This is a genomic window from Rhizobium sp. FKY42 (assembly GCF_005222835.1).
GTDB lineage: Bacteria > Pseudomonadota > Alphaproteobacteria > Rhizobiales > Rhizobiaceae > Neorhizobium.
Window position 1 is genome coordinate 11,556 of sequence record NZ_STGA01000038.1, and the last position, 19,880, is coordinate 31,435.

Here is a 19,880-nt window from a genome sequence, read left to right on the forward strand (position 1 = left end):
TGTGTTCCATACAAATCTCTTGCGAAAGCTCGAGGATTGGGCAACCATGATCGCGGACAACCCAGCAGCCGCGCCGAGGATCCTGATGCTGGTCGGCGGGCCCGGAAACGGCAAGACCGAGGCAATCGAGTCAACCGTTGGCTGGCTGGACCGGTCGCTCCAGGCAGGCGGCAAGTTGATCCAATCCCTGAAAGTTTCCTTCCTCGAAGCCCCTGGCGGATTGGTTCCGCGGCTCGTGCGCGTCGACGCGGGAATGGCCGCGATCCCGTCCCGCGAGCTTTCAATTTCCATTGTCCAGGATGCTTCTGCGGTCGTCGGCGGGACGAGCCGCACCGCAGCGCAGCTCCTGCTCGATGAACTCGGCGACATGCTCCGGGCGCCTCCGACGGAAGTTTACCTCTGCTGCGTCAATAGAGGCGTCTTGGACGATGCCCTCATTGAATCCATAGACAGCGGTCTCGGCGAGGTGACGGATCTACTTGAGGCAGTCACGCGCGGCGTCAGCCTATCTCCCGACGCGCCCTCATGCTGGCCATTGCAAGCTTTCCCGGCGGTTGCGGCGTGGCCGATGGATGCCGAATCACTTCTTCTTCCCCCGTCCTCGGGCGGCGAGGCGCCGGCGCTGTCACTGTTGCGCCGAGCGCTGGAGGAAAGCCGCTGGGCCGCTACCGGAAGCTGCGCCGCGGGTCCGGCTTGTCCATTTTGTGGCAACCGGGAGCGGCTTTCTCGCGATCGCGAGCAGCAATCGCTGCTTCAAATCCTGCGATGGTTCGAAGTCTCGAGCGGCAAGCGATGGAGCTTCCGGGACTTGTTCTCCTTGGTCGCCTACCTCCTTGCGGGGCACCGCACCTCGCCGCGCGATTCCGGGCTTGACCCTTGCGAATGGGCGGCAGCCCAGCTGCGCCATGACGAGACCAGTCGCCGGGGTGGTAGGCCATTCAGGGAAAGTTCCTCGGCCATTTTCCAACTTGTCGCGAGCCAGTATCAACACGCACTATTCCATCGGTGGGAGCGAACCGCAGCACCGGCATTGCTGCGTGACATCAAGGACCTCGAGCTCGGGGACGACAACACGGCAATGGGACTTTACTATTTCCTGGCGGCCCGCCGTGCACCATACCTTCCCAGCATGATTGGGGATGCGCTGGATGGTCTCGCGGATTTTCTTGATCCCGCACTTGCTGCACCCGACTTGGAAGTCCAGGTGACACGGAACACGCGGTTCGCACTTCGCGAGCTGGACATCCGGTTTAGCAGATCCATCCAAGAAGGGTTGGACCATGTCCGCAAGCTACAAGTGCTTACCCGAATGGAGGTGGAGCTACTCGAGCGCCTTTCCAGGCTTGACATCGACTTGTCGACGGCAAGGCTCCGGCGGAAGCGGCCTCAATCTGCCACGAACGTGCAGAGGTTCATGCGCGACTTCGCCTGCAGGCTCGTAAGGAGGTCGATCGGCGCCAGGACCGCGGCCGTATTGGACGCGCCGATCCTTGCGCAGTTCCAGGTGATCGTAGAGGATGTCGATGGTGATGGCCTATACGACGTCGCGCATGACGTCGAGCAGTTGCTCAACCGCAACCAGGACTTCGAGATATCCCTTACCACGACGTTTGGCCAGCCCCTTCCCCCGGCGACGCGACGGGCCACCTTGGTCGTGCCTGCACGCTCAGTCCGTCCCCAACCTTCCGGGGCGAAAGGGCGTCCCGCCTCCCCGGTCCCCTTCCTGAAGGTGGGGGATGGCCGTTCCGCCCAGGCCATCGCGCTCACCTATGATTTGTTCAAGGCGGTGAAGGAGCTGGACGAAGGCATGTCCGTTGCATCATTGCCGCGCTCAGTTCTCGCGCTCCTCGACACGACGCGCGCGCGGCTGTCGGGGCCGCTTGTCCGGGACGTCGACCTCCTGGAGAGGGCGCGCATGCACATAGGCGCGACGGGAGCCTCCGTGGTCCAACGCCGCAGTGGATTTGGCCTTCGACGTGATGGGAGCGGTCGATGACATTCGCGAAATTCAGGGAAGAACCCTGGCGGAACTCGCATCCTGCCTACCAAGACTCGGCGCTGGCGATGTCGCCCGCCCCTGAATACGCGAGCTCCGAGGTGCTACTTTCTTCCCTCTACCGCCACCTCGGCCTCGAGGGGGCAACAGAGAGGACCGTTCCGCAGCGCGGTCGCGAGCTTGACAAGGATGTCCAATGGCATCGTGACCGGCTTCGTAAACCAGATCGGGCTGTACTGGATCCCGATGCATTCCACATGCTTCTACATTCCGTCCTGGAGAGCCCGAAGCTTCCCAACCAGTCGTCGAAACGTTTTGTACAGGTGACTCCCTTGGTCCCGCAAGCGGCAGTCTTCTCCGGTTCGGCGCGACTGAGCACGAATTCCTGGCCCGCAGGTGCACTTGTTCGTCGAATGACATGGCTTGGTTCGCGAGACCAGGCTGAGGCAGAGGCAACGTGGCAGTTGCTATTCGATTCCGTTACCGTTGACGATGACGACGATGTCTTCGCCCGCTTCCTGCAGGCCGAGATAGGAACCTGGGCGCCAAGCCCGCACTGGGCCAGGGTTCCATCCGTCGAGGAACCCATGTTGGATGCCAGCGACCAAGCGGGCTTGGACTACCCTGCTCGCCGCTTCGTCCGCGACATTCGCGCGATCATCGCCGCGAAGCAAGCCATGACGCGACGCCAGTGGACGAGTCTCGTCGAGGCGATCATCAGGATCGCGGCCGTAGCCCACGTCACGTGGATATGCGATGTCCACGCCCGGACATGGGTTTGCACCAGGGCTGCGCTTGACGGCGCTGGACCCCGAACTCCAGAAGAGGCACGGGCGCAGGTTTTTCCGAGGTCCTTCCAATTCCTGTCCTATGGAGACCGAGCCCTACCGGGGCTTAAGGATAGGGCATCTGCTTTCCTCCAGGCGCGGATCGGCCTCAATGCAACGCTCTGGGCGCTCGACCAGGTCGAGGACCGCCGCCACTCATTGTCATCCGCAAAGGGTGTGTTCGAGCTATGCGAGGCCGTGCGCAACAAGAGGACCGCCTTGTCGGGGGCGCAGCTCGAGAGCGTATTGTCGGATATCTCGGAGCGAGAGACTAGAACCTTGCTGTGCAAGAAGGGCATCGGCTCGAACATCATGGAATTTGTCCGCCACGTCCTTGGCCAGCGACAGGCCGCAAGTCCCATCCTCAGGGGCTACGACCAGGGGTTCGCGCTACGGAAGCGAGGCACCGGCAATTCGGCGCCCTGGGTCGTGGGACTTGGCCCGGTGGCGGTCCTCGCCCTGGTCCATTGCGCACTGGCCGGGTCGGCTGGGCCGCGGTCCGTCCGTCGTCTATCCCAACACCTCTCGTCCTATGGTATCGTCGTGGACCATCGCGACATGGCCACCAACGACCTTGGCCATCAACTGCGAATGCTAGGCCTCGTTCTCGACAGCCCGGACGCGGAGAGCGGAATGTTGCTCGTCCCACCGTTCCCTTCTACCAAGGAAGCTGCTGCATGAACCATCTGGCGTCGTTCATTCGCGAGCTACTCGACGAGAAGCTCGAGCAGGCGTCGGTAGGCGGGGCAACTGAAATCCGCCTCATATTCCACGGTCCGCCCTTGGAAATCTTGACCAGAGTTTTCGACTTGCTCGGCGCTTCAACACGCCCGCAACCCGTGCCCATCCTGCTCCTCCTTCCAGGGCTCGGCCCCGGCGAGGAAAACCCATTGCCGGGTGCGTCCGGTCGATGCGACGACACGCATCTCCTCAACCTACGCAATTCACCATCCAAGCCCACATTCCTGGCCCTCGTGCCGCCTGGGCAGCATAGCATGCGCTCGGTGACCTCGACGACCGACCAGTTCGGGGTCGCGGCTTCCAACAGCGGCGGCAACATACCGTTCGAGGAGTGGTGGGGCGACGAATTCATCCAGGATCTCGTCCGGCAGGGCATAGCGCGTTGCGGGATAGCCAACCAAGACCAGAGGGAAGAAGCGCGATTACTACTCGGACGCGCTGCGGAGGCAGCTGACGCGCTCGATAGCGAACGGACGCAGCGCAGCAACGCGTGGCGGGTACTTTCGCGGCTATTCTCGGCAAGCGATCCAGCTTCGCGCCTCTCGCCCGGCCAGCGTATGAGCTTGGCTTGCGGCATGCCACCGATGGACGATGGAAGCCTTTCCGGCCGCGAGCAAATTGCCGTGCTCGAGAGAATCGCGGATGCCATGGCGGACGGATTCGGTCCTGGCATCCGACGCATCAGAGACAATGCCAATCCGGAAGACGTGCCCCATCTCGACGCGTTTCTTGCCCACTTGAGGCAAGCCTGCGACCTCCCGACGGCTTTCGAGCGCGCAACACCATCGTATTATGCCCCAACGAGCGGCTTTGCCTTGCAGGATGCGCCCGACTGGTGGCTTGCGCTGACCACGGAGAAGTGGACGGAGCTCCTAACCGAAGATGCCGGCACCCAGGGCGACATCCGGATGTCCTGTTCAAATCCGATCGTCCATCTCGGCAAAGGCATCCCGATCGTCGTCGAGGACGAGGTCGAGCTTGCGTTCGAGGCGGTCGGCGGCGAGCCAGTCGGGACGATCCTCTCGATCGAGCGGGGTGCGAAGGGCAACGAAATCGGCCGGGTGACGATTGGAGAAGGCGGGGCAGCCATCGTGGACGGCTCGCTTCCCGGTCACAAGTCCCCAATCCGCTACACTGCCGCAGCCGAGGGCTTCAAGCCTGGCACGATCAAGGTAGTCTCGCTTGCGAAATGGCAACCTGGCATTTTCGTCGCTTGCCGCCTCGCTCGAAAACTCACCCTCCCTCGCAAGCCCCCCAGGAGCCCGAAGGGATCTCCGGGACTGGAGGCGACCATGGTCGTGCCCGGAGGTGGTCGCTACGAGATTCTCGTCTTCACGGCCCCGGGAGTTCGCGTCGATCCTACTGCCGAGGGGACGGGCGACGAAGTCCTGGATCAGGCGGACGTGAGCGAAAAGCTCGCGGTGAGAGAGGTTCGGGGCGGATACTACCAGATCGAGGTGGAGGCCGAGACCAGCTACCAGCTTGATATCGGATTCGAGCGTGAAGCGTCGACCGGCGCGGTCGAGCGAGAAACATGTCGTGTCTTCATCTCGGTCGAGGACGTCGTCGAGCAAGGGTGCAGGAGCGAATTCGAGCGGCTAATCCGCGTGAACCGACGCTTGGTGGACGGGTCAGGCTCGAAGCCGGTCGTACAACTCAACAGGAGTGCCCGTTCCGCTAGCTTGCAGGACTGGATTTTGGCAGATGATGCCATCGAGAAATCGTACCTGCCGATCGTGCTTGCGGACGACTACGTCGGATCCTGGGTACAAAAGACGTGGGGAACGGGATTTGGCCCCGTTTTTTCCCTGGGTCGCTTCCTGCACGATCCCCGCCCCGATGCCGCCGAATTCCAGCCACCAGAAGGCTTCGTCGAGGCGCGCAGGGAGATTGCTGCGAGAATACGAGGCAAGGGTGATCAAACGGGGCTCGTAGAGGCTGCCGAGCTTGGGAAGTGGCTCGCTGGGGACGAGGAATTTCGAGCCCTGGTCGAGCGTTACGTCGACTCCTACGCGACCTGGCTTTCGTCTTCGCCCGACGTCGCTTGCTGGGTCGACGTAGCGATCGTGACCACGCTTGAGGATGACCGCCGGACCTTGGCCCGGGTCCCGGATGCCGTCCTCCTCTCTCCAATCCATCCCCTCAGGATTGCATGGCAGGCGATCGCTCAGGGCGTGTTGTTCGAAGCAGATTTCGCCGGCAAGCCCTGCCCGGCAGCCAGCGTCCTGGATCCGGACTGCATTCCAGATACCATCTCGCTTTCCCTCCGGTCGCCAGGGGGGATCGAGAAGGTCGACTTCCTCGCCGTTGAAAACGGGACCGACTATTGGTCGGTCCTCTGGAACGGCGACCGCCTTGGCCGTCTCCCGAGCCGGTCAAGGATTGCGCCCTTCGGCGATGCCTTTGGGGTATCGGTTGGCGGCATCTCCGTAGGCTTCAGTGCAGCCCAGGTCGCGAGGGCGCTTGACGACGCCTCCGGGCTGCTCGCCGCAAAGCCCCTGGTCGGAATCGTCGTGGAAAGCGCCGGGGGAACAACCGATGCCTGCAACGAAGGTCTGATCGACTGGTGCTCGACAAGGTACCGGGATGGCAGCGGGCGGACGCCCCGACACGCTGCAGGCCCGCGACTGGTCGAGATATACGACCATCGCGACGTGGATGCCCGGCCTGACGATGCGACCATTGCCAACCTCTCGGAGGATACTTCCAATAGCGTTAGGTGGTTCGATGGCCAACCGAAAAGGGCAACGCCGGACCTTGGGATCATCGCCCAGCTCGACATGTCGGAGCCGTCAGCAGCGCCGGTCAACGGCCGCTCTCCGCTTGGGCACGGCGGATTGCTTCGCCATCGCGTCCGGCGACAGCTTCCCGGTGCCTTCCTTAGCGAGACGCGCCAATCGGCAGCATCCAGCCCGTCAAGCTCCGTGCTCGCCGACAAGGTCGCATCCTGCATTGCCTCCCTGGAAAGCCTCGGCGATCGCCGCGTCGGGATGCGGTTCGCCCCGAACGTAAATGCCGTCCGGGACATGCTGGAGAACCGCAATGCCGAGTTCGTCGCTGTCTCGTCCTCGGCGATCGATCCTGCCTGCTTCCTTGGCGGCTGGTTGGAGGGTGCATACCTATGGGACTACGACATGCCGTCCTATTCCCACCGTGCCGGTGACACGAACGGCTACTACTTGCTTTCCAAGGTGAAGGAGGCAGACCGCGAAGCGCTGTCGAAGGTGCTCGGCCGGCTTCCTTCTTGCGCCGACCTCGGTACCGAGCAGGTACAGGACCTGCTGCTTGAAATCGCGAGGAGGGGGATCCCGACGATCAGGGGACTTTCGAGCGACAACCACGGTGCCACGGGCGACTTGGGTTTGTTTGTCGCTGTCCGGTTGCTGCAAGATCGCTTCCGGCATGCCAATCGCGGTGGAAGCCTGCTTTCCGTCCTCGAGGGCGAGGGCGACGACCTTGGCGTTTCCATCATCGTCCCCGTCGATCCTTTCCGTAACTACTTCGCCGACCTGGCGCGCTCCCTCGGCAAGGACCGAAGGGACGCCTCGCTCTCGCGCCCCGACCTTCTGGTCATCGGCGCCAGGCTATCGGGAGAGCGAGTCCGGATACATCTCACGCCCGTCGAGGTGAAGTGCCGGCTTGGCGCGACCTTCCCGGCGACGGAGGTCAGTGATGCGTTGGAGCAGGCAAGGACTTTCTCCCACTTGCTGTCGGCAATGTTGCCACACGAGAACCAGCCAACAGCCTGGGCGCTCGGCTTCCAGCACCTGCTCCTGTCGATTGTCGGCTTTGGCATGAGGGTCTACAGCCAACATCCCGACGTCTTGGGCCGGGAAGCAGTGTGGTCAGGTATCCACGAGCGTCTTGCAGCAGCGATCCTCGGCCCTGATCCGTGCGTGTCGGTTGACCAAAGAGGACGCCTGGTCATCATCGACGACAGCCCTCGGAGTGGCCCCCGCGATCGTGACGGTGACGGTTTCGAGGAGACCATTACCATTGGACACGGCGACGCCGGCCTTGTCGTCGGAGGAGACCCAGAAGGCTTCTATGCGAGCGTACGCGAAAAGGTCGGCCACTGGGACTTCCTGCCGGGAATCGAGGAGCGGGAGGCTCGTCAAGCGGCGCCCGAGACAGTACGCGTCGCCGATGAGGAGGCGCAGTTGGCCCAAGCTGACGAGACCGAGGTCCGCGAGCCCATGCCTCAAGTCGATGCCCTGGCCGAGCCAAGCGTGGACTTGGCCACGGATACCGTCGGTCAATCGGCAGGTATCGTGCTCGAGATCGGGACGACCTTAGATAGTTTCAGGGCGAACGAACTCGGCCTCAATATCTCCGACACACGGCTCAACCAGCTCAACATTGGCGTCGTTGGCGACCTCGGGACCGGCAAGACACAGCTCCTCAAGTCGCTAATCATGCAGATCTCAAGCTCCTCCGCGGCAAACCGCGGGATCAGGCCGCGCTTCCTAGTATTTGACTACAAGCGGGACTATAGCAGCCCGGAATTCGTCGCGGCCACTGGCGCGCGGGTGGTAAAGCCATATCGTTTGCCATTGAACCTATTCGATACCGCCTCCCTTGGCGACGTGGCTGCACCATGGCTAGATAGGTTCCGCTTCTTCGCCGACGTCCTCGACAAGATCTACAGCGGTATCGGGCCGGTGCAACGCGACAAGCTCAAGCGCGCCGTCCGCACGGCCTACGAAGCATCATCTCCCGGCAAGGCTCCGACCCTTCGCGACGTGCACCAGACTTATGCTGAATTGCTCGACGGGAAGTCGGACTCGCCGATGGCCATCATCGACGACCTGATCGACATGGAAATCTTCGTTCCAGATGCCAGCGACGCCGTCCCATTCGACCAATTCCTGGACGGCGTGGTCGTCGTATCACTCGATGCCCTTGGACAAGACGATCGTAGCAAGAACATGCTCGTGGCGATCATGCTCAACATGTTCTACGAGAACATGCTCCGAGTGCCAAAACGACCTTTCCTGGGCGAGGATCCGCAGCTTCGTGCTGTCGATTCCTACCTGCTGGTCGACGAGGCCGACAACATCATGCGCTACGAATTCGATGTCTTGCGGAAGCTGCTTCTGCAAGGCCGCGAGTTCGGCACGGGAGTCATCCTCGCATCCCAGTACCTTCGCCATTTCAAGGTCAACGCAACGGACTACCGAGAGCCGCTCCTGACTTGGTTCATCCACAAAGTGCCTAATGTCACCCCGGCTGAATTGTCGGCGCTGGGCCTTACGGGAGGCGCGGCGGACATGGCCGAGCGCGTCAAGTCCCTGAAGGTCCATCAATGCCTATATAAGTCATTCGACGTGCCGGGAGAGATCGTCAGGGGCCTGCCATTCTTCGAACTGCAAGCGAGGGCTTTGATCGAGAAAGAATGAAACCATGGTAGACACGCTGACGCCTTCGCAGCGTTCGGAACGAATGTCGCGGATCCGATCACGGGACACAAAGCCCGAGATCGCCCTTCGCAAGGCACTCCATGGCCTTGGCTTTCGATTTCGCGTGCATAAGACGGGCTTGCCGGGCAAACCTGACTTGGTGCTGCCCAAGTACCGCTGCGTCATATTCGTCCACGGCTGCTTCTGGCATCGCCATCCGGGATGCAAGGTCGCAACGACCCCAAAGTCGAATACTGGGTTCTGGGTCGAGAAATTCACTCGAAATGTAGAACGCGACAAGCGCGTCTCGAAGCAGCTCGAGGAGGCCGGATGGCACGTCATTACAGTATGGGAGTGCGACCTCGATACCCATGCAAAGGCTTTGTCGACGGCAGGCGTCCTGGGCCGAGACTTGCGGATGCTCTTGGCAGCAAAGTCGAAATAGGATCGGCATTCGATGCAAGCTCCTGCGCATGTTTTCGCAGCAGGAAATCCAGCCGTGACAGGGCCAACGTAAAGGATGGGCCGCTCCGGGTTTGCCAGTCATCTATTGCGGCCAAGATTAACTGCCCGCTAGCCACCCTGCATAAACGGGTCAAGAAGACCGACATTCGCGGTGGCAAACCAGCAGGCCTGCCGTGCGATGTGGCCAAGAAGATGAAGGCTCTGGATCAGCCATGGCATACATGCGCTGCAGTTTTATAGATATACCGTAATGGGCGCCCAAGAACCGGCAGCAGGCCGGACGACTGCCCAAATCCGGGGGACCACCCCCGGACCCGGAGAAAGAGGCAACTTTGAATTGATCGCTAAGTTCAGTTTAATAAATTTGCTGGTAATGAAGCATGAAGCCTCGGCTTGGCGGGACCGAAAAGAAAAGCAGGACTTACTCAGGACTTGAGCGCTTCGCAAACTGACGTACTGGTCATCGCCGGGGAAGGCACGAGGCCAAGCTGCCGCCGAATGAGGCAAGGGAGAGGCGCGCATGACGGGACAAAAATTTAGTTTTCGTGCGAACATCCGGCTGAAGGATATTATCGGTCAAGGCCTCATTCAAAACAGCAACATCGCGATAATCGAGCTGATCAAGAACGCCAAGGACGCCGGCTCGCGTAAGGTGGAGATCGTCTTTCGGCGCGCAGAGGCAGGTGGGCCGGGATCCGTTCTTGTCATCCGAGACTTCGGCAAAGGCATGTCTGTCACGGACATTTCAGGAAAGTGGCTCAATATCGCCTATTCCGAAAAGCGCAACTCGCGGCGTAGCGGCGGCGCCTACTACGCCGGCGAGAAGGGCATTGGCCGATTCTCATGTGATAGGCTTGGAAAGGCGCTTGATCTCTATACCAAGACCAAGGGTGGCGAGTGGACCGCGCTTCGAATTGACTGGCCAAGTTTCGAGGTCGACGATCCCGATCGCCAGATATCGGACGTCGAATTATTTCCACGCACTTTCCCTATCCTTCTGCCGGGCGAAAACCCCGACGTTGCCGAGGCCGTTTCGGGGACAACGCTGGTAATCAGCGACCTGCGCGAGGCGTGGGGCTTAAATGAGCTCGAACGGCTGAAGAAGGAACTAGAGCGTTTCATCATCGATCCGGAAGGCCAATTCTCAATCCATCTCAAGTCGGAGGACGTGCGCGACAAGGATGGCAATCTTGTCTTCGATGGCCAGATCGAGAACAAGCTGCTCTCGCGCATCGACGAGAAGACGATCGCGATCCATTCCTCGATCTCGAACGACGGATCACTGATCCACACCGAGATTCATCACTTCGGCGAAGTCATCCTCAGTTTCGAGAGCGACAACCGGTACTCGGAACTCAAAGGAATAAAGGCACAGATTCACTATCTCAGCCAGGGCGCGAAAGTCTCATTCAAGTCCATCACGGGGTACACATCCACCGATTATGGATCGATAATGCTCTTCCTTAACGGCTTCCGGGTCTTGCCCTATGGGGAGCCGAATGATGATTGGCTACGTTTGAACGCGAAGAAGGCGCAAGGCAATGCCCGCTATCTCGGCACGCGCGAAGTTTTTGGTCTTGTTGAAATAACGGATGATAACCGGGCCTTCGTACCCGTCACCAGCCGTGAAGGCGTTGCACGAAACCTTGCGTTCTCGCAGCTGAGCGAGCTGGAGTCCGATGGCTCGGTGGACGGCGCCTATCTGATAACTCTCGTACGAACGCTGGAAAAATATGTTGTCGAGGGGATGGACTGGGATCGCATAGCGCCCGAGAACGCAGACTTTTCATACGAGGAAATCCTTTCTGCCATCAACGGGATCGTCAGGTCAGGATCCAAGGGTGGCCAGTATCGCAATGTCGTCGTGAATGAAAGCAAGCTCCGGGAAATCGCAAGGCAAAAAGTCGAGGAGCTGCAGGAATTTGTATCTAACCTCCTTGAAAGGGTTGCGGACAAAGACGTCTACGACCTGACCAAGGCTGACCGCCGAGATCTCAAGCGTTACGTTGAGAGGCACGAAGCAGCTCTGGTCGCCAAGACCGAGATCGCAGACGCCTACCGTGACCACGCCAAAACTGAGACAAAGCGACGGCTGTTCGCAGAATCCGGGCGATCGTCGGATGACCGACGCCTCGAGGAGATGCAGCATCTTGTTGGCTTGTGGACGCAGCAAATCGAAGACGAACTCGAGGGCATCCTCCTCGATCTGGCAGCCCCGACATTCGAGAAAGATGACATCATGTCGCGGCTGCGGTCCGCGCACGCGATGACCAAGAAAATCAACAAGCTGTCTGCGGTGATAACGCGCGCGAACTTCAATTTCATTAGCGATAACATTAGCCATGACATCTTTGAATTTGTCGACGACTACATTGGTGACCTTGTCACCTACAGGATTGACCTCACGCGCAAAATGTCCATTGGCTTTGTCAACCGCGATGGTACCAAGCTTCGGCTGAATTTTAGCCCCCTTGAAATATCGATGCTTCTCGACAATGCGCTGGCAAACTCAAAGAAGTTCAAGGCAAGTAAGGTAACTGTCGAGGCCCATTCCGATGAGGCCTTCAGGTATCTGGACATAATTGACGACGGTAGCCCCTTGACCGACAAGTATCTCGCCGAGGATCTCTTCAACGCGGGCATCACGACCACGACCGGCTCGGGCATAGGCCTCAGCCACATCAAAGAGATAGCAACCGGCAGGAATGCGCGGGTTTCGATCTTCTCCAACAACATTGGCGGTACAACCCTAAGACTGAGCTGGGCGAAATGAAGCTTTCATACAATGTATTGTGCATCGACGATCAACTCGCGTCGCTCAGCAGGAACAAGACACTGTTCAGGCAACTGAACGACAGCGTGGGCATCGACGTCGTCTATCGCGACATCAACGCCGCGGCCAGCCCAGAAGAGACGGAGAAGGCCGGTTATCTCGCCCGCCTAAAGGGGGAAATCGATCGAGCCTACGCCGAGGCGACGTTCGACCTCATCCTCATCGACCTCCACCTCCACAACGAGGTCGAAGGTCACGAACTTATAGAATTCATCCGTGACAAGCATTCGATCTATCGGCCGGTGATATTCTATTCAGCCGGTGAAAACCCGCGGTCGGAGAAGCGAGCGAAAGAACAACTCGACGAGGCCGCCACTAAGAGCGGCGTCCACGGCAAGAACGTGTTGTTGACGCCGCGCCAAGGAATAGACGACCTATTGGCAGATATTGCCACCGAAATGCACAAGGAGGAGCATAAGATAAATCAGGTGCGCGGCTTGCTCATGGACCGGGTGAGCGAGCTTGAGGCGAACATTATCAAGGTGCTGGCGAGCGATTCTGGATGGGATGCGCTCGGTGAGCAGGGACAAGCTAACCTTCTCGTTTACATCCGCAAGAGCCTGCTTAAAAAGAGATATGATGACGCAAAAAAGCAGCACGATGCGATGATCGGCATGGATATTGGGCAGATTAGGCAACGCTTGCGCGAGACGCCACAGACGTTCGATTCATACAACCGGGCTCGCTTGTTGAAGTCGATGCTGGAATTTATCGGCGGCATGGACGATCAGGTGGCGGCAATGCAGACTTTTATTGAAAAGGGCGGCTTGAATGGCATCCGGAACGACTACGCGCACAAGACTGCTGCCGAACTCGATGTCACCCATAACGACGAGCGATGCATCGAGATACGGCGCGGCGCCCGCGAGCAGCTGGTGAATATCGGCAAGGTGCTAGCGGTGCTTGATATTTCATGAGAAAGGTCGTGGTTTTTGACATTGACGGCACCATTGCTGATGTCGAGCATCGAAGGACTTGGCTCCGAGAGTCGCCGCCGAACTGGGAGCGCTTCAATGCGGAAATGGGCGACGATCGGCCCAATCAAGCGGTGGTCGAGCTATACAAGGTGTTGTGGAACACTGGGCAGTACAAGATGGTACTGACCTCCGGACGCCACGAGCGTTCACGGCGCCTAACCGAGACTTGGCTTGCCTGGAACGAAATTCCCTTCGAGACGATCTACATGCGCGGTGACGATGACAACCGCGTTGACCATCTTGTGAAAGAAGGGTTTCTTGCTCAAATACTCACGGAGCATGGCGAGATTGCTTTCGCCGTGGACGATCGAGACCAAGTCGTAGCGATGTGGCGACGCAATGGCATCACATGCTTCCAATGCGCCTACGGGTCCTTTTAAGCTCATCCTCCGAACTATGCATACCCCCCTGCCAGTTGTTGGTTAGAAGAAGCCGGCGGCTATTTCCTTTCGTCGGACACGACGTCTTCAGTATGCAGCGTAAAATTGGACATATCTTTAGGACCCATTATCGGGCTCACAGCCTGTCGAAAAGGTCGTGAGAGTGTTGTGCCCCAGTCAATGATTACAACACTCCCCAAGCTCGAAACCTCCCCCTCCCCGTCATCTCTCTGAGGCCGAGCTCCATAACAATCCGCCGCGCCGCCTGCGGCGTGACCTCCAGCGTCTTGGCGACCATGCCGGCCGATATGAGCGGTTTTGCCATGACCAGCTCAACCAGTTCCGGCAGCTTTGAAGACGTCCGCCGCCCCTCCAACTTCCGCTCCATCATTTTGCGGGCCAGCGCCAGCCGGTCATGCTCTTTCATGCCGATCTCGGCGGCCGCCAGCAATCCGTGGGCGATGGCGAGCAGCCGCGTCTCCCGATCGCGATGCCGGCGCCGATCAACCGGAATGGTTTTGAGGCCGAGATTGATGGCGGCGAGATGGGCGCCGGCGGTGACGCCGGCCTGGCGCAATATCGAGGCGGCCAGCAGCCGGCCGAGCCAGGGTGCATGCTGGAGGACGGCAAGCTCGTTCCAGGCATCCAGGACGACGATGGCCTGCAGCATCGCCGGCAAGTTTTCGGCTTGGCGCAACACTGCGCGCCATTCGTCCAGCCGCGCGTCCTCGTCCCAGTCGAGATCGTAGATCATCGGATCTTTGTCTTGGCCACCTCCGCGGCCGGGCCGGCTTGCGTTCTCGATCGCCGCCTTCGATCGGGCGAGCACTGCATCGATGGCGGCATAGTCGACGCCGGGAAGATTTTCGACGTCGTCGGCGTCTTCCCCCTCCCCTTCTCGATCTCCGAGGGGCGCCGGTCGCATGATACCGACAGGCTCTTCTGCGATCGCGCCGGCGTCCGACGTTTGTCGCAAAACCCGGATACCCTCCGCGGAAAGAGCCCAGTCGACTGACTGGCCAGAAATCTTTCGGCGGGTGCGCAGCACGTCGCGGGCGATGGTCAGTTCGTGGGTCGGGGTGCGGGTGTCGCGAAAAGCGTCGTGGAGGACGAGGTCTTCCAGGTGGACGAGTTCGCCGTCGATCCACAAGGAGGCGCAGGCGTCGGTGAAGTGGGATCGTTCGATCCAGCCGGCGCCGACCGGTGAACGGGCGATACGCTCGTCGAGACGGGTCAGAGCGACCCCGGCGTCGAAAGCCGGCCGCATCAGGGGTGTCATGCTGATTTTCGCGAGATCGTAAGCCATTGAAATCATGGTAAATGATTTTCTAAAGGAACTCTATGTGAATATTACAGTTCCTCACATGGTATGATTACTGGTTGGTGTACTAACCATCGATAAGTAACCCTTATCGGGGGTCAGATCTTGCAGCCTTGATGACGTCCGAGCACGCACTTTAATTGACGTTGCCAACGTATCTGTGTGGCAGGCTACGGACATAATACCAGCCGTCGCTGAGGCTGACTCTTGGGATTCCCAAAAGCGGTCGAATCTGAATCTCTGGTGCAAACAGGAGGTTTGCGATGGGGTCAGCGCTTTCATTACGGTCTGACTTCGACGGAGCGAGGTTGCGGCTTTTGGCTCGGCAGACACGCGATGCCGATCAGGCGCGGCGGCTTCTTTCACTTGCATCGATCTATGATGGCGGCTCACGCGCCGATGCCGCCCGGCTTGGCAGTGTGACGGTTCAGATCGTGCGCGACTGGGTGGTGCGCTTCAATGCTCGCGGTCCCGACGGGCTGATCAACGGCAAGGCTCCGGGCAAGCCTTCTTTGCTGAACGACGATCAGCGAACCGCCTTGGCGCAAGCCATAGAGCGGGGACCGACCCCGTATCTGGATGGTGTCGTTCGTTGGCGTCTGTGTGATCTGGCACAATGGATTTGGGAGGAGTTCCGCATCTCGGTGAGCGAGGAGACCCTGGGTCGCGAAGTGCGTGCCATGGGGTATCGCAAGCTCTCGGCTCGCCCAAGACATCATGCGCAGGATCCGGAGGCGGCAGAGGCATTTAAAAAAACTTCCCCGCCGCTGTGGCAGAAATCGCCGCCGGCCCCGCCAAGGGCAAAGTGATCGAAATCTGGTTCCAGGATGAAGCTCGGATAGGCCAGAAGAACAAGATCACGCGCCGCTGGGCCAAGCGGGGAACAAGGCCATCCGCGCCCCACGACCAGCGAACCAGATCGGCCTATATCTTCGGTGCCATCTGCCCCAAACAGGGCAAGGCTGCCGCTCTCGTCATGCCGTGGTGCGACACCCATGCCATGAACCAGCACCTGATCGAGATCTCCCGCCACGTCGCGTACAATGCCCACGCCGTTCTCATCATGGACCAGGCCGGATGGCATATGTCCAACAATCTCATCGTGCCGGAAAACATCACCATCCTGCCACTGCCGCCCAAATCACCCGAGCTGAATCCGGTCGAAAACATCTGGCAGTTCATGAGGAACAACTGGCTCTCAAACCGAGTCTTCAAGTCTTACGACGATATCGTCGACCACTGCTGCTACGCCTGGCGAACACGAGCTCATCGCGTTAGTTGCCCAATAAACAACGGAAATTGAAGGAGTCTGGCATAAATACGTATAATTAATTTAGAACCTTTTGTTGCCGCTAACGTATCGTCTATGGTGATTGGTTTTCCTGATCACAATAGACATTAACAACCAACATAATCCCTCCGACAATTGATATCAAAACACCCCAAGACACATAGTAATAAATCGCGTCTTCGATACCAATGACTGTCGGCGATATATAGATTGCCATGCCCAGAAGGCTGACCACCATCGAAGTTGCGGCCCTGACGCGGCCGATTTCTTCGTTCTTAGCCAAAATCAGTATTCGACCATCACAGATCGCTCTCCCCAACGCGAACATTCCGCCGAGCATCGCATAAATCACGACTAACAAGGGAATGCTTCTGGAGGCGGCAAATACCACCATTGCGGCCCCGACGAGCATAAGTATGACGAGCTCCCAACGACGAGCGCCGAACAACTTGGTCTGCACCGCCGCAGTCGCCAGCATCGCCCCACCCCCAACCGCCCATGCCGTTTCAAGGAGGCCATAAACATCGCTTCCTTGCTGAAGAGTGTTTTTTACGAAGCCGGGAACGAGGACATTCGCCATTTGGGACGCTGAGAAAAACAGGCCGACGTTCAGGATGGTAAACGCGAGAGCACGATGTTTCAGGATCGCTAGTACCCCCTCTTTCCAGGCCGAAACGATGTCCTGAGGAGACTTAGAGGGAGCGTTTTGGTAGTCCGCAAAAAATTTGCTGATTATGAAGAATTGAACCACCATCAGTACCAGCATCAACAATACTGACCAAATGGCTGGAAAATAATGCAAGGAAACGCCACCCAGACCAGTCCCGCACAAAATGCCGATTTGGCGACAGATAGAGACCCGGATGGAGAGCTTCATACGTTGCTGCTCGCTGACAGCTAGTTGGACAATTCCGTCCAAAGCACCGGCATTTAACGCAGTACCTACTGAAAACAAAACAGCATAAGCAAACAGCCATGGCGCAGTCGGGGAATCGAGCGCTCCCACTGCCAGAGCGGCGACACCCAAAAGTCTCAGGGATTGGCCTCGGCGGATTACCGAAAGACGATTTTTTCGGTCAGTGATGGCTCCAGCGTAAATAGAAAAGATAAGCGATGTCGCGCTGCTGACAAAGAACAACTGTCCAACAAGCGAGATTGATCCCTCTACAGCTGCGATCCATGACGTAACAACGAGACTTAGGCCGATCGTGGCGAAGGAGGCCAAAGCGAACACCATAACCGCAACCTCTATAGCCGCAATATGACGGAGGCGCTTAACTAATCCAATCGAACGAGTATGAAATGTCAAAGTCACTCCGGCTTTAGAAATTCATGTAGTCATCTGCTGGCCCTTAAGCCAGCAGACTAAGCTTGTTGCGATCCTACATCACATAACCCGTGTTGACCGCTTCCTTGGAAACGCTTCTGAGATAGTTGCGGGTTTCCTCGTGTCCTGGGATGGCCTCTTCGAAAATGTCGCGTGCATGAAACCCGCTCGAATTGTTAAGAACGATCAGCCGTCGAGATTTCTGCGGGGCCGCATACCTAAAGGGATTTCTAGCAATAGCCGTCTGGAACGTTTTTAGGCGGTCGGCGTAATCCGTGCCGGTGCCTTCTTTACCGGCAAACTTGCCGTTCATAAACGTGATAATGCTTCCATCCGCGTCTTTGCTGAAGATCGCGGTCCTTACCTTTCGCTCAACGACATGATCAATCCTTGAGCCGCTTTCACCGTATATGGCAGGTGTCAGATCGAAAGTGAAATCATCATCGAAGCCGATCCGTTCGACGTGCTCCGACAAGTTTTCGATAGAAGAGGTCGGTACCCAGTAGAAACTTCCGCACTTTCGATAATTGATGAACGTATTGTAGATCGCGATATAGCGCGGAACTCCGAGTGACGTCCCCCTAATCAGCCCGTCAGAGTGGAAGTCGAGGATGTCTGTAGGAGAAATATTCAAAAGACCAGCATCGTTAAGCGCCTTATTACTTTCATAGGACGCGCTGAACATTGTAAAAGGGGTGAGATTTTCAACATCTTTCGACGGCTCAAAAAGCACAGTAGTAAGAGCGATAGATGTGAGCGCCCCAGCGATCGCGTCGTCTGTAAGATCCTCGTAAATGGGAGGGATATCGATGGCGGCGATTCCGCACGCTTTGTCGGCGATCCGCGCCTCGATCTGGACGAGGGTATCTGACAACGACGTTCTCAGTTCGCGACTCAAGTGTTCCAGAACTGAAGCATCCTTTGTATCCCCGAGAGAACGTAATTCACCGCCAACCTCCAAAACGTCGTGGCAGAACCGGCTGACTTTTTCCTGATCGAGAGTAAACGAGGGGGCTTCGGCGTGGGCCTTGCTGTGCAACATGAGCGGCTTCCTTATTCGATATGAACCTCTAAGTTGACGAATGAAGAAGGGCCGAAAATCGGCCCTTCTCGATTGTTGCATTGCTTATGTAAGCGAGGTGTCCGTGCATTCCGGGCGCGTCAGGCTTGGCTTCACGCCCTTTGACAGGCGTTTCATTGAGACCGTGGTTACGGGTGCTTCGCCCTTGCGGTTGTCAATGGTTTGCATCGTCATACTCCCTTGTAAGCAGGATAACCTGCATGTTTCAGGTTTCGAGACAGCCAACCTTTGGCTGCAAAGTTAAGATTGGAAAGGATTTTGTGCCAATTGTGGCGCGTCAGTTGAAAATGAATAAGGCATTGTATCTAAAGTTTATTTTTTTGAAAATTTGCATCCTATTGGCAATTAATATGAAAAAAATAAAATTATTATTGATAATATGCAACCAGTGCGGCAAGAAACCTATACTGCTTTGACGCAACCATCGTCGCTGCGATTACCCAAAAATATACTGAAGGGGCATTACGTCCTAGGTCCTGTTGACAAAGTATGGCAGCCATATCTTTGCGGCTGCGAGGGCGAGGAATGCCGAGAAGGATTTTCGTGTCTTGTCGTATCGGGTCGCGACGCGCCGGAACTGCTTGAGACGGTTGAACATCCGCTCGAAGCGGTTTCGATCCTTGTAAACCCGAAAGTCGCAGGCAGGCGGGTTCTTGCGGTTGGCTTTTGGCGGAATGACCGGCCTGATACCGTGGATCAGGAGCTCTTCACGCAGGAAGTCACCGTCGTAGCCTTTGTCGGCGAGGAACAGCCTCGGCTTGCCGACCGGTATCGCCAGCAAGTCAGGAACGGCGTTGTAGTCCGAAGCTTCGCCGCCTGTCAGGACGAAGCCAAGAGGGCTCTGTTGCAAAAATTTCGCTTGGCTGTGAATAGGCCTTCCTACACCAGTCACGCGGTTTTGGCTTCGAGATTCTGCGCGAGGAGGGCCACAGCCTCGGTGAGTGCGCTCGGCCCAATGCCGAAGGCTCGTTCAACGATCCTTGCTTCTCCACGAATGTCGCCAGTCAGGTTGAAGATGGCTGCCTGCCCCTTGCGCAAAGCCCGCATGACCTCGAATCCCTTGATCGTTGCGTAGGCCGTTTTCAACGTCTTGAACCCTCTGACCGGCTTGATTAGCTGTTTGAGCTTGCCATGATCGGCCTCGACCACGTTATTCAGATATTTGACCTGCAGATGCACGAGCTCTTTGGGGCACTTTCCTTCGGCCTTCAATTCCGAAATCGCGATCCCGTAGGTCGGCGC

13 protein-coding genes and 2 pseudogenes are annotated in these 19,880 nt (G+C 58.1%); 9 read left to right on the forward strand and 6 right to left on the reverse strand.

Annotation, left to right across the window (positions count from 1 at the left end; translation table 11 throughout):
* Position 1: 1 nt before the first annotated feature.
* The 8 genes and pseudogenes from E8M78_RS15980 (at position 2) to E8M78_RS16010 (ending at position 13,618) form a co-directional block, all read left to right on the forward strand.
* Complete coding sequence (locus tag E8M78_RS15980; RefSeq protein ID WP_246658362.1) at positions 2–1,996, forward strand: transposase; 1,995 nt, start codon at positions 2–4, stop codon at positions 1,994–1,996.
* A complete protein-coding gene (locus E8M78_RS15985) occupies positions 1,993–3,504 on the forward strand; it encodes a hypothetical protein (protein WP_137136006.1) in 1,512 nt (503 codons plus the stop codon). The genes E8M78_RS15980 and E8M78_RS15985 overlap by 4 nt, the downstream gene beginning before the upstream one ends.
* The gene (locus E8M78_RS15990) at positions 3,501–8,963 is read left to right on the forward strand and encodes an ATP-binding protein (protein ID WP_137136007.1); all 5,463 of its coding nucleotides are present in this window, start codon (positions 3,501–3,503) and stop codon (positions 8,961–8,963) included. Before E8M78_RS15985 ends, E8M78_RS15990 begins: the two co-directional genes overlap by 4 nt.
* 4 nt (positions 8,964–8,967) lie before the next feature.
* Positions 8,968–9,408, forward strand: a complete 441-nt coding sequence (vsr, locus tag E8M78_RS15995; protein ID WP_137136008.1) for a DNA mismatch endonuclease Vsr — start codon at positions 8,968–8,970, stop codon at positions 9,406–9,408.
* Positions 9,409–9,506: 98 nt separating this feature from the next.
* Positions 9,507–9,638: pseudogene (locus tag E8M78_RS23845) on the forward strand (IS3 family transposase); the annotation flags it as partial.
* A 310-nt stretch (positions 9,639–9,948) separates the two neighbouring features.
* Entirely contained in the window at positions 9,949–12,201 is a 2,253-nt protein-coding gene (locus tag E8M78_RS16000; RefSeq protein WP_137136009.1) for an ATP-binding protein, read from the forward strand.
* A complete protein-coding gene (locus tag E8M78_RS16005) occupies positions 12,198–13,178 on the forward strand; it encodes a hypothetical protein (RefSeq protein WP_137136010.1) in 981 nt (326 codons plus the stop codon). Before E8M78_RS16000 ends, E8M78_RS16005 begins: the two co-directional genes overlap by 4 nt.
* Positions 13,175–13,618 carry a hypothetical protein gene (locus tag E8M78_RS16010; protein ID WP_137136011.1) on the forward strand — a complete coding sequence of 148 codons (444 nt, stop codon included), beginning with the start codon at positions 13,175–13,177 and terminating at the stop codon, positions 13,616–13,618. Before E8M78_RS16005 ends, E8M78_RS16010 begins: the two co-directional genes overlap by 4 nt.
* A 184-nt stretch (positions 13,619–13,802) precedes the next feature.
* Here the strand turns inward: E8M78_RS16010 and E8M78_RS16015 are convergent, their stop codons facing one another.
* Entirely contained in the window at positions 13,803–14,933 is a 1,131-nt protein-coding gene (locus tag E8M78_RS16015; RefSeq protein WP_137136012.1) for an RHE_PE00001 family protein, read from the reverse strand.
* 269 nt (positions 14,934–15,202) lie between these two features.
* Here E8M78_RS16015 and E8M78_RS23850 point away from each other — a divergent pair.
* Positions 15,203–16,194, forward strand: a pseudogene (locus tag E8M78_RS23850) (IS630 family transposase); the annotation flags it as partial.
* Between the two features lie 109 nt (positions 16,195–16,303).
* Here E8M78_RS23850 and E8M78_RS16030 read toward each other — a convergent pair.
* From E8M78_RS16030 to E8M78_RS16045, 5 genes are all read right to left on the reverse strand, one after another.
* Positions 16,304–17,539 (reverse strand): MFS transporter, encoded by a 1,236-nt coding sequence (locus E8M78_RS16030; RefSeq protein WP_137136015.1) that lies wholly within the window; start codon positions 17,537–17,539, stop codon positions 16,304–16,306.
* 73 nt (positions 17,540–17,612) lie between these two features.
* On the reverse strand, positions 17,613–18,599 hold the full coding sequence (locus E8M78_RS16035; protein WP_137136016.1) for a hypothetical protein: 987 nt from the start codon (positions 18,597–18,599) through the stop codon (positions 17,613–17,615).
* An 84-nt stretch (positions 18,600–18,683) separates the two neighbouring features.
* Positions 18,684–18,806, reverse strand: coding sequence for a hypothetical protein (locus E8M78_RS24070; RefSeq protein WP_281405075.1), 123 nt, complete (start codon positions 18,804–18,806; stop codon positions 18,684–18,686).
* 301 nt (positions 18,807–19,107) lie between these two features.
* Positions 19,108–19,488, reverse strand: a complete 381-nt coding sequence (locus tag E8M78_RS16040; RefSeq protein WP_246658363.1) for an IS5 family transposase — start codon at positions 19,486–19,488, stop codon at positions 19,108–19,110.
* Positions 19,489–19,526: 38 nt separating this feature from the next.
* A partial coding sequence (locus E8M78_RS16045) for a DDE-type integrase/transposase/recombinase (protein ID WP_137136031.1) occupies positions 19,527–19,880 on the reverse strand: 354 nt, incomplete at its 5' end.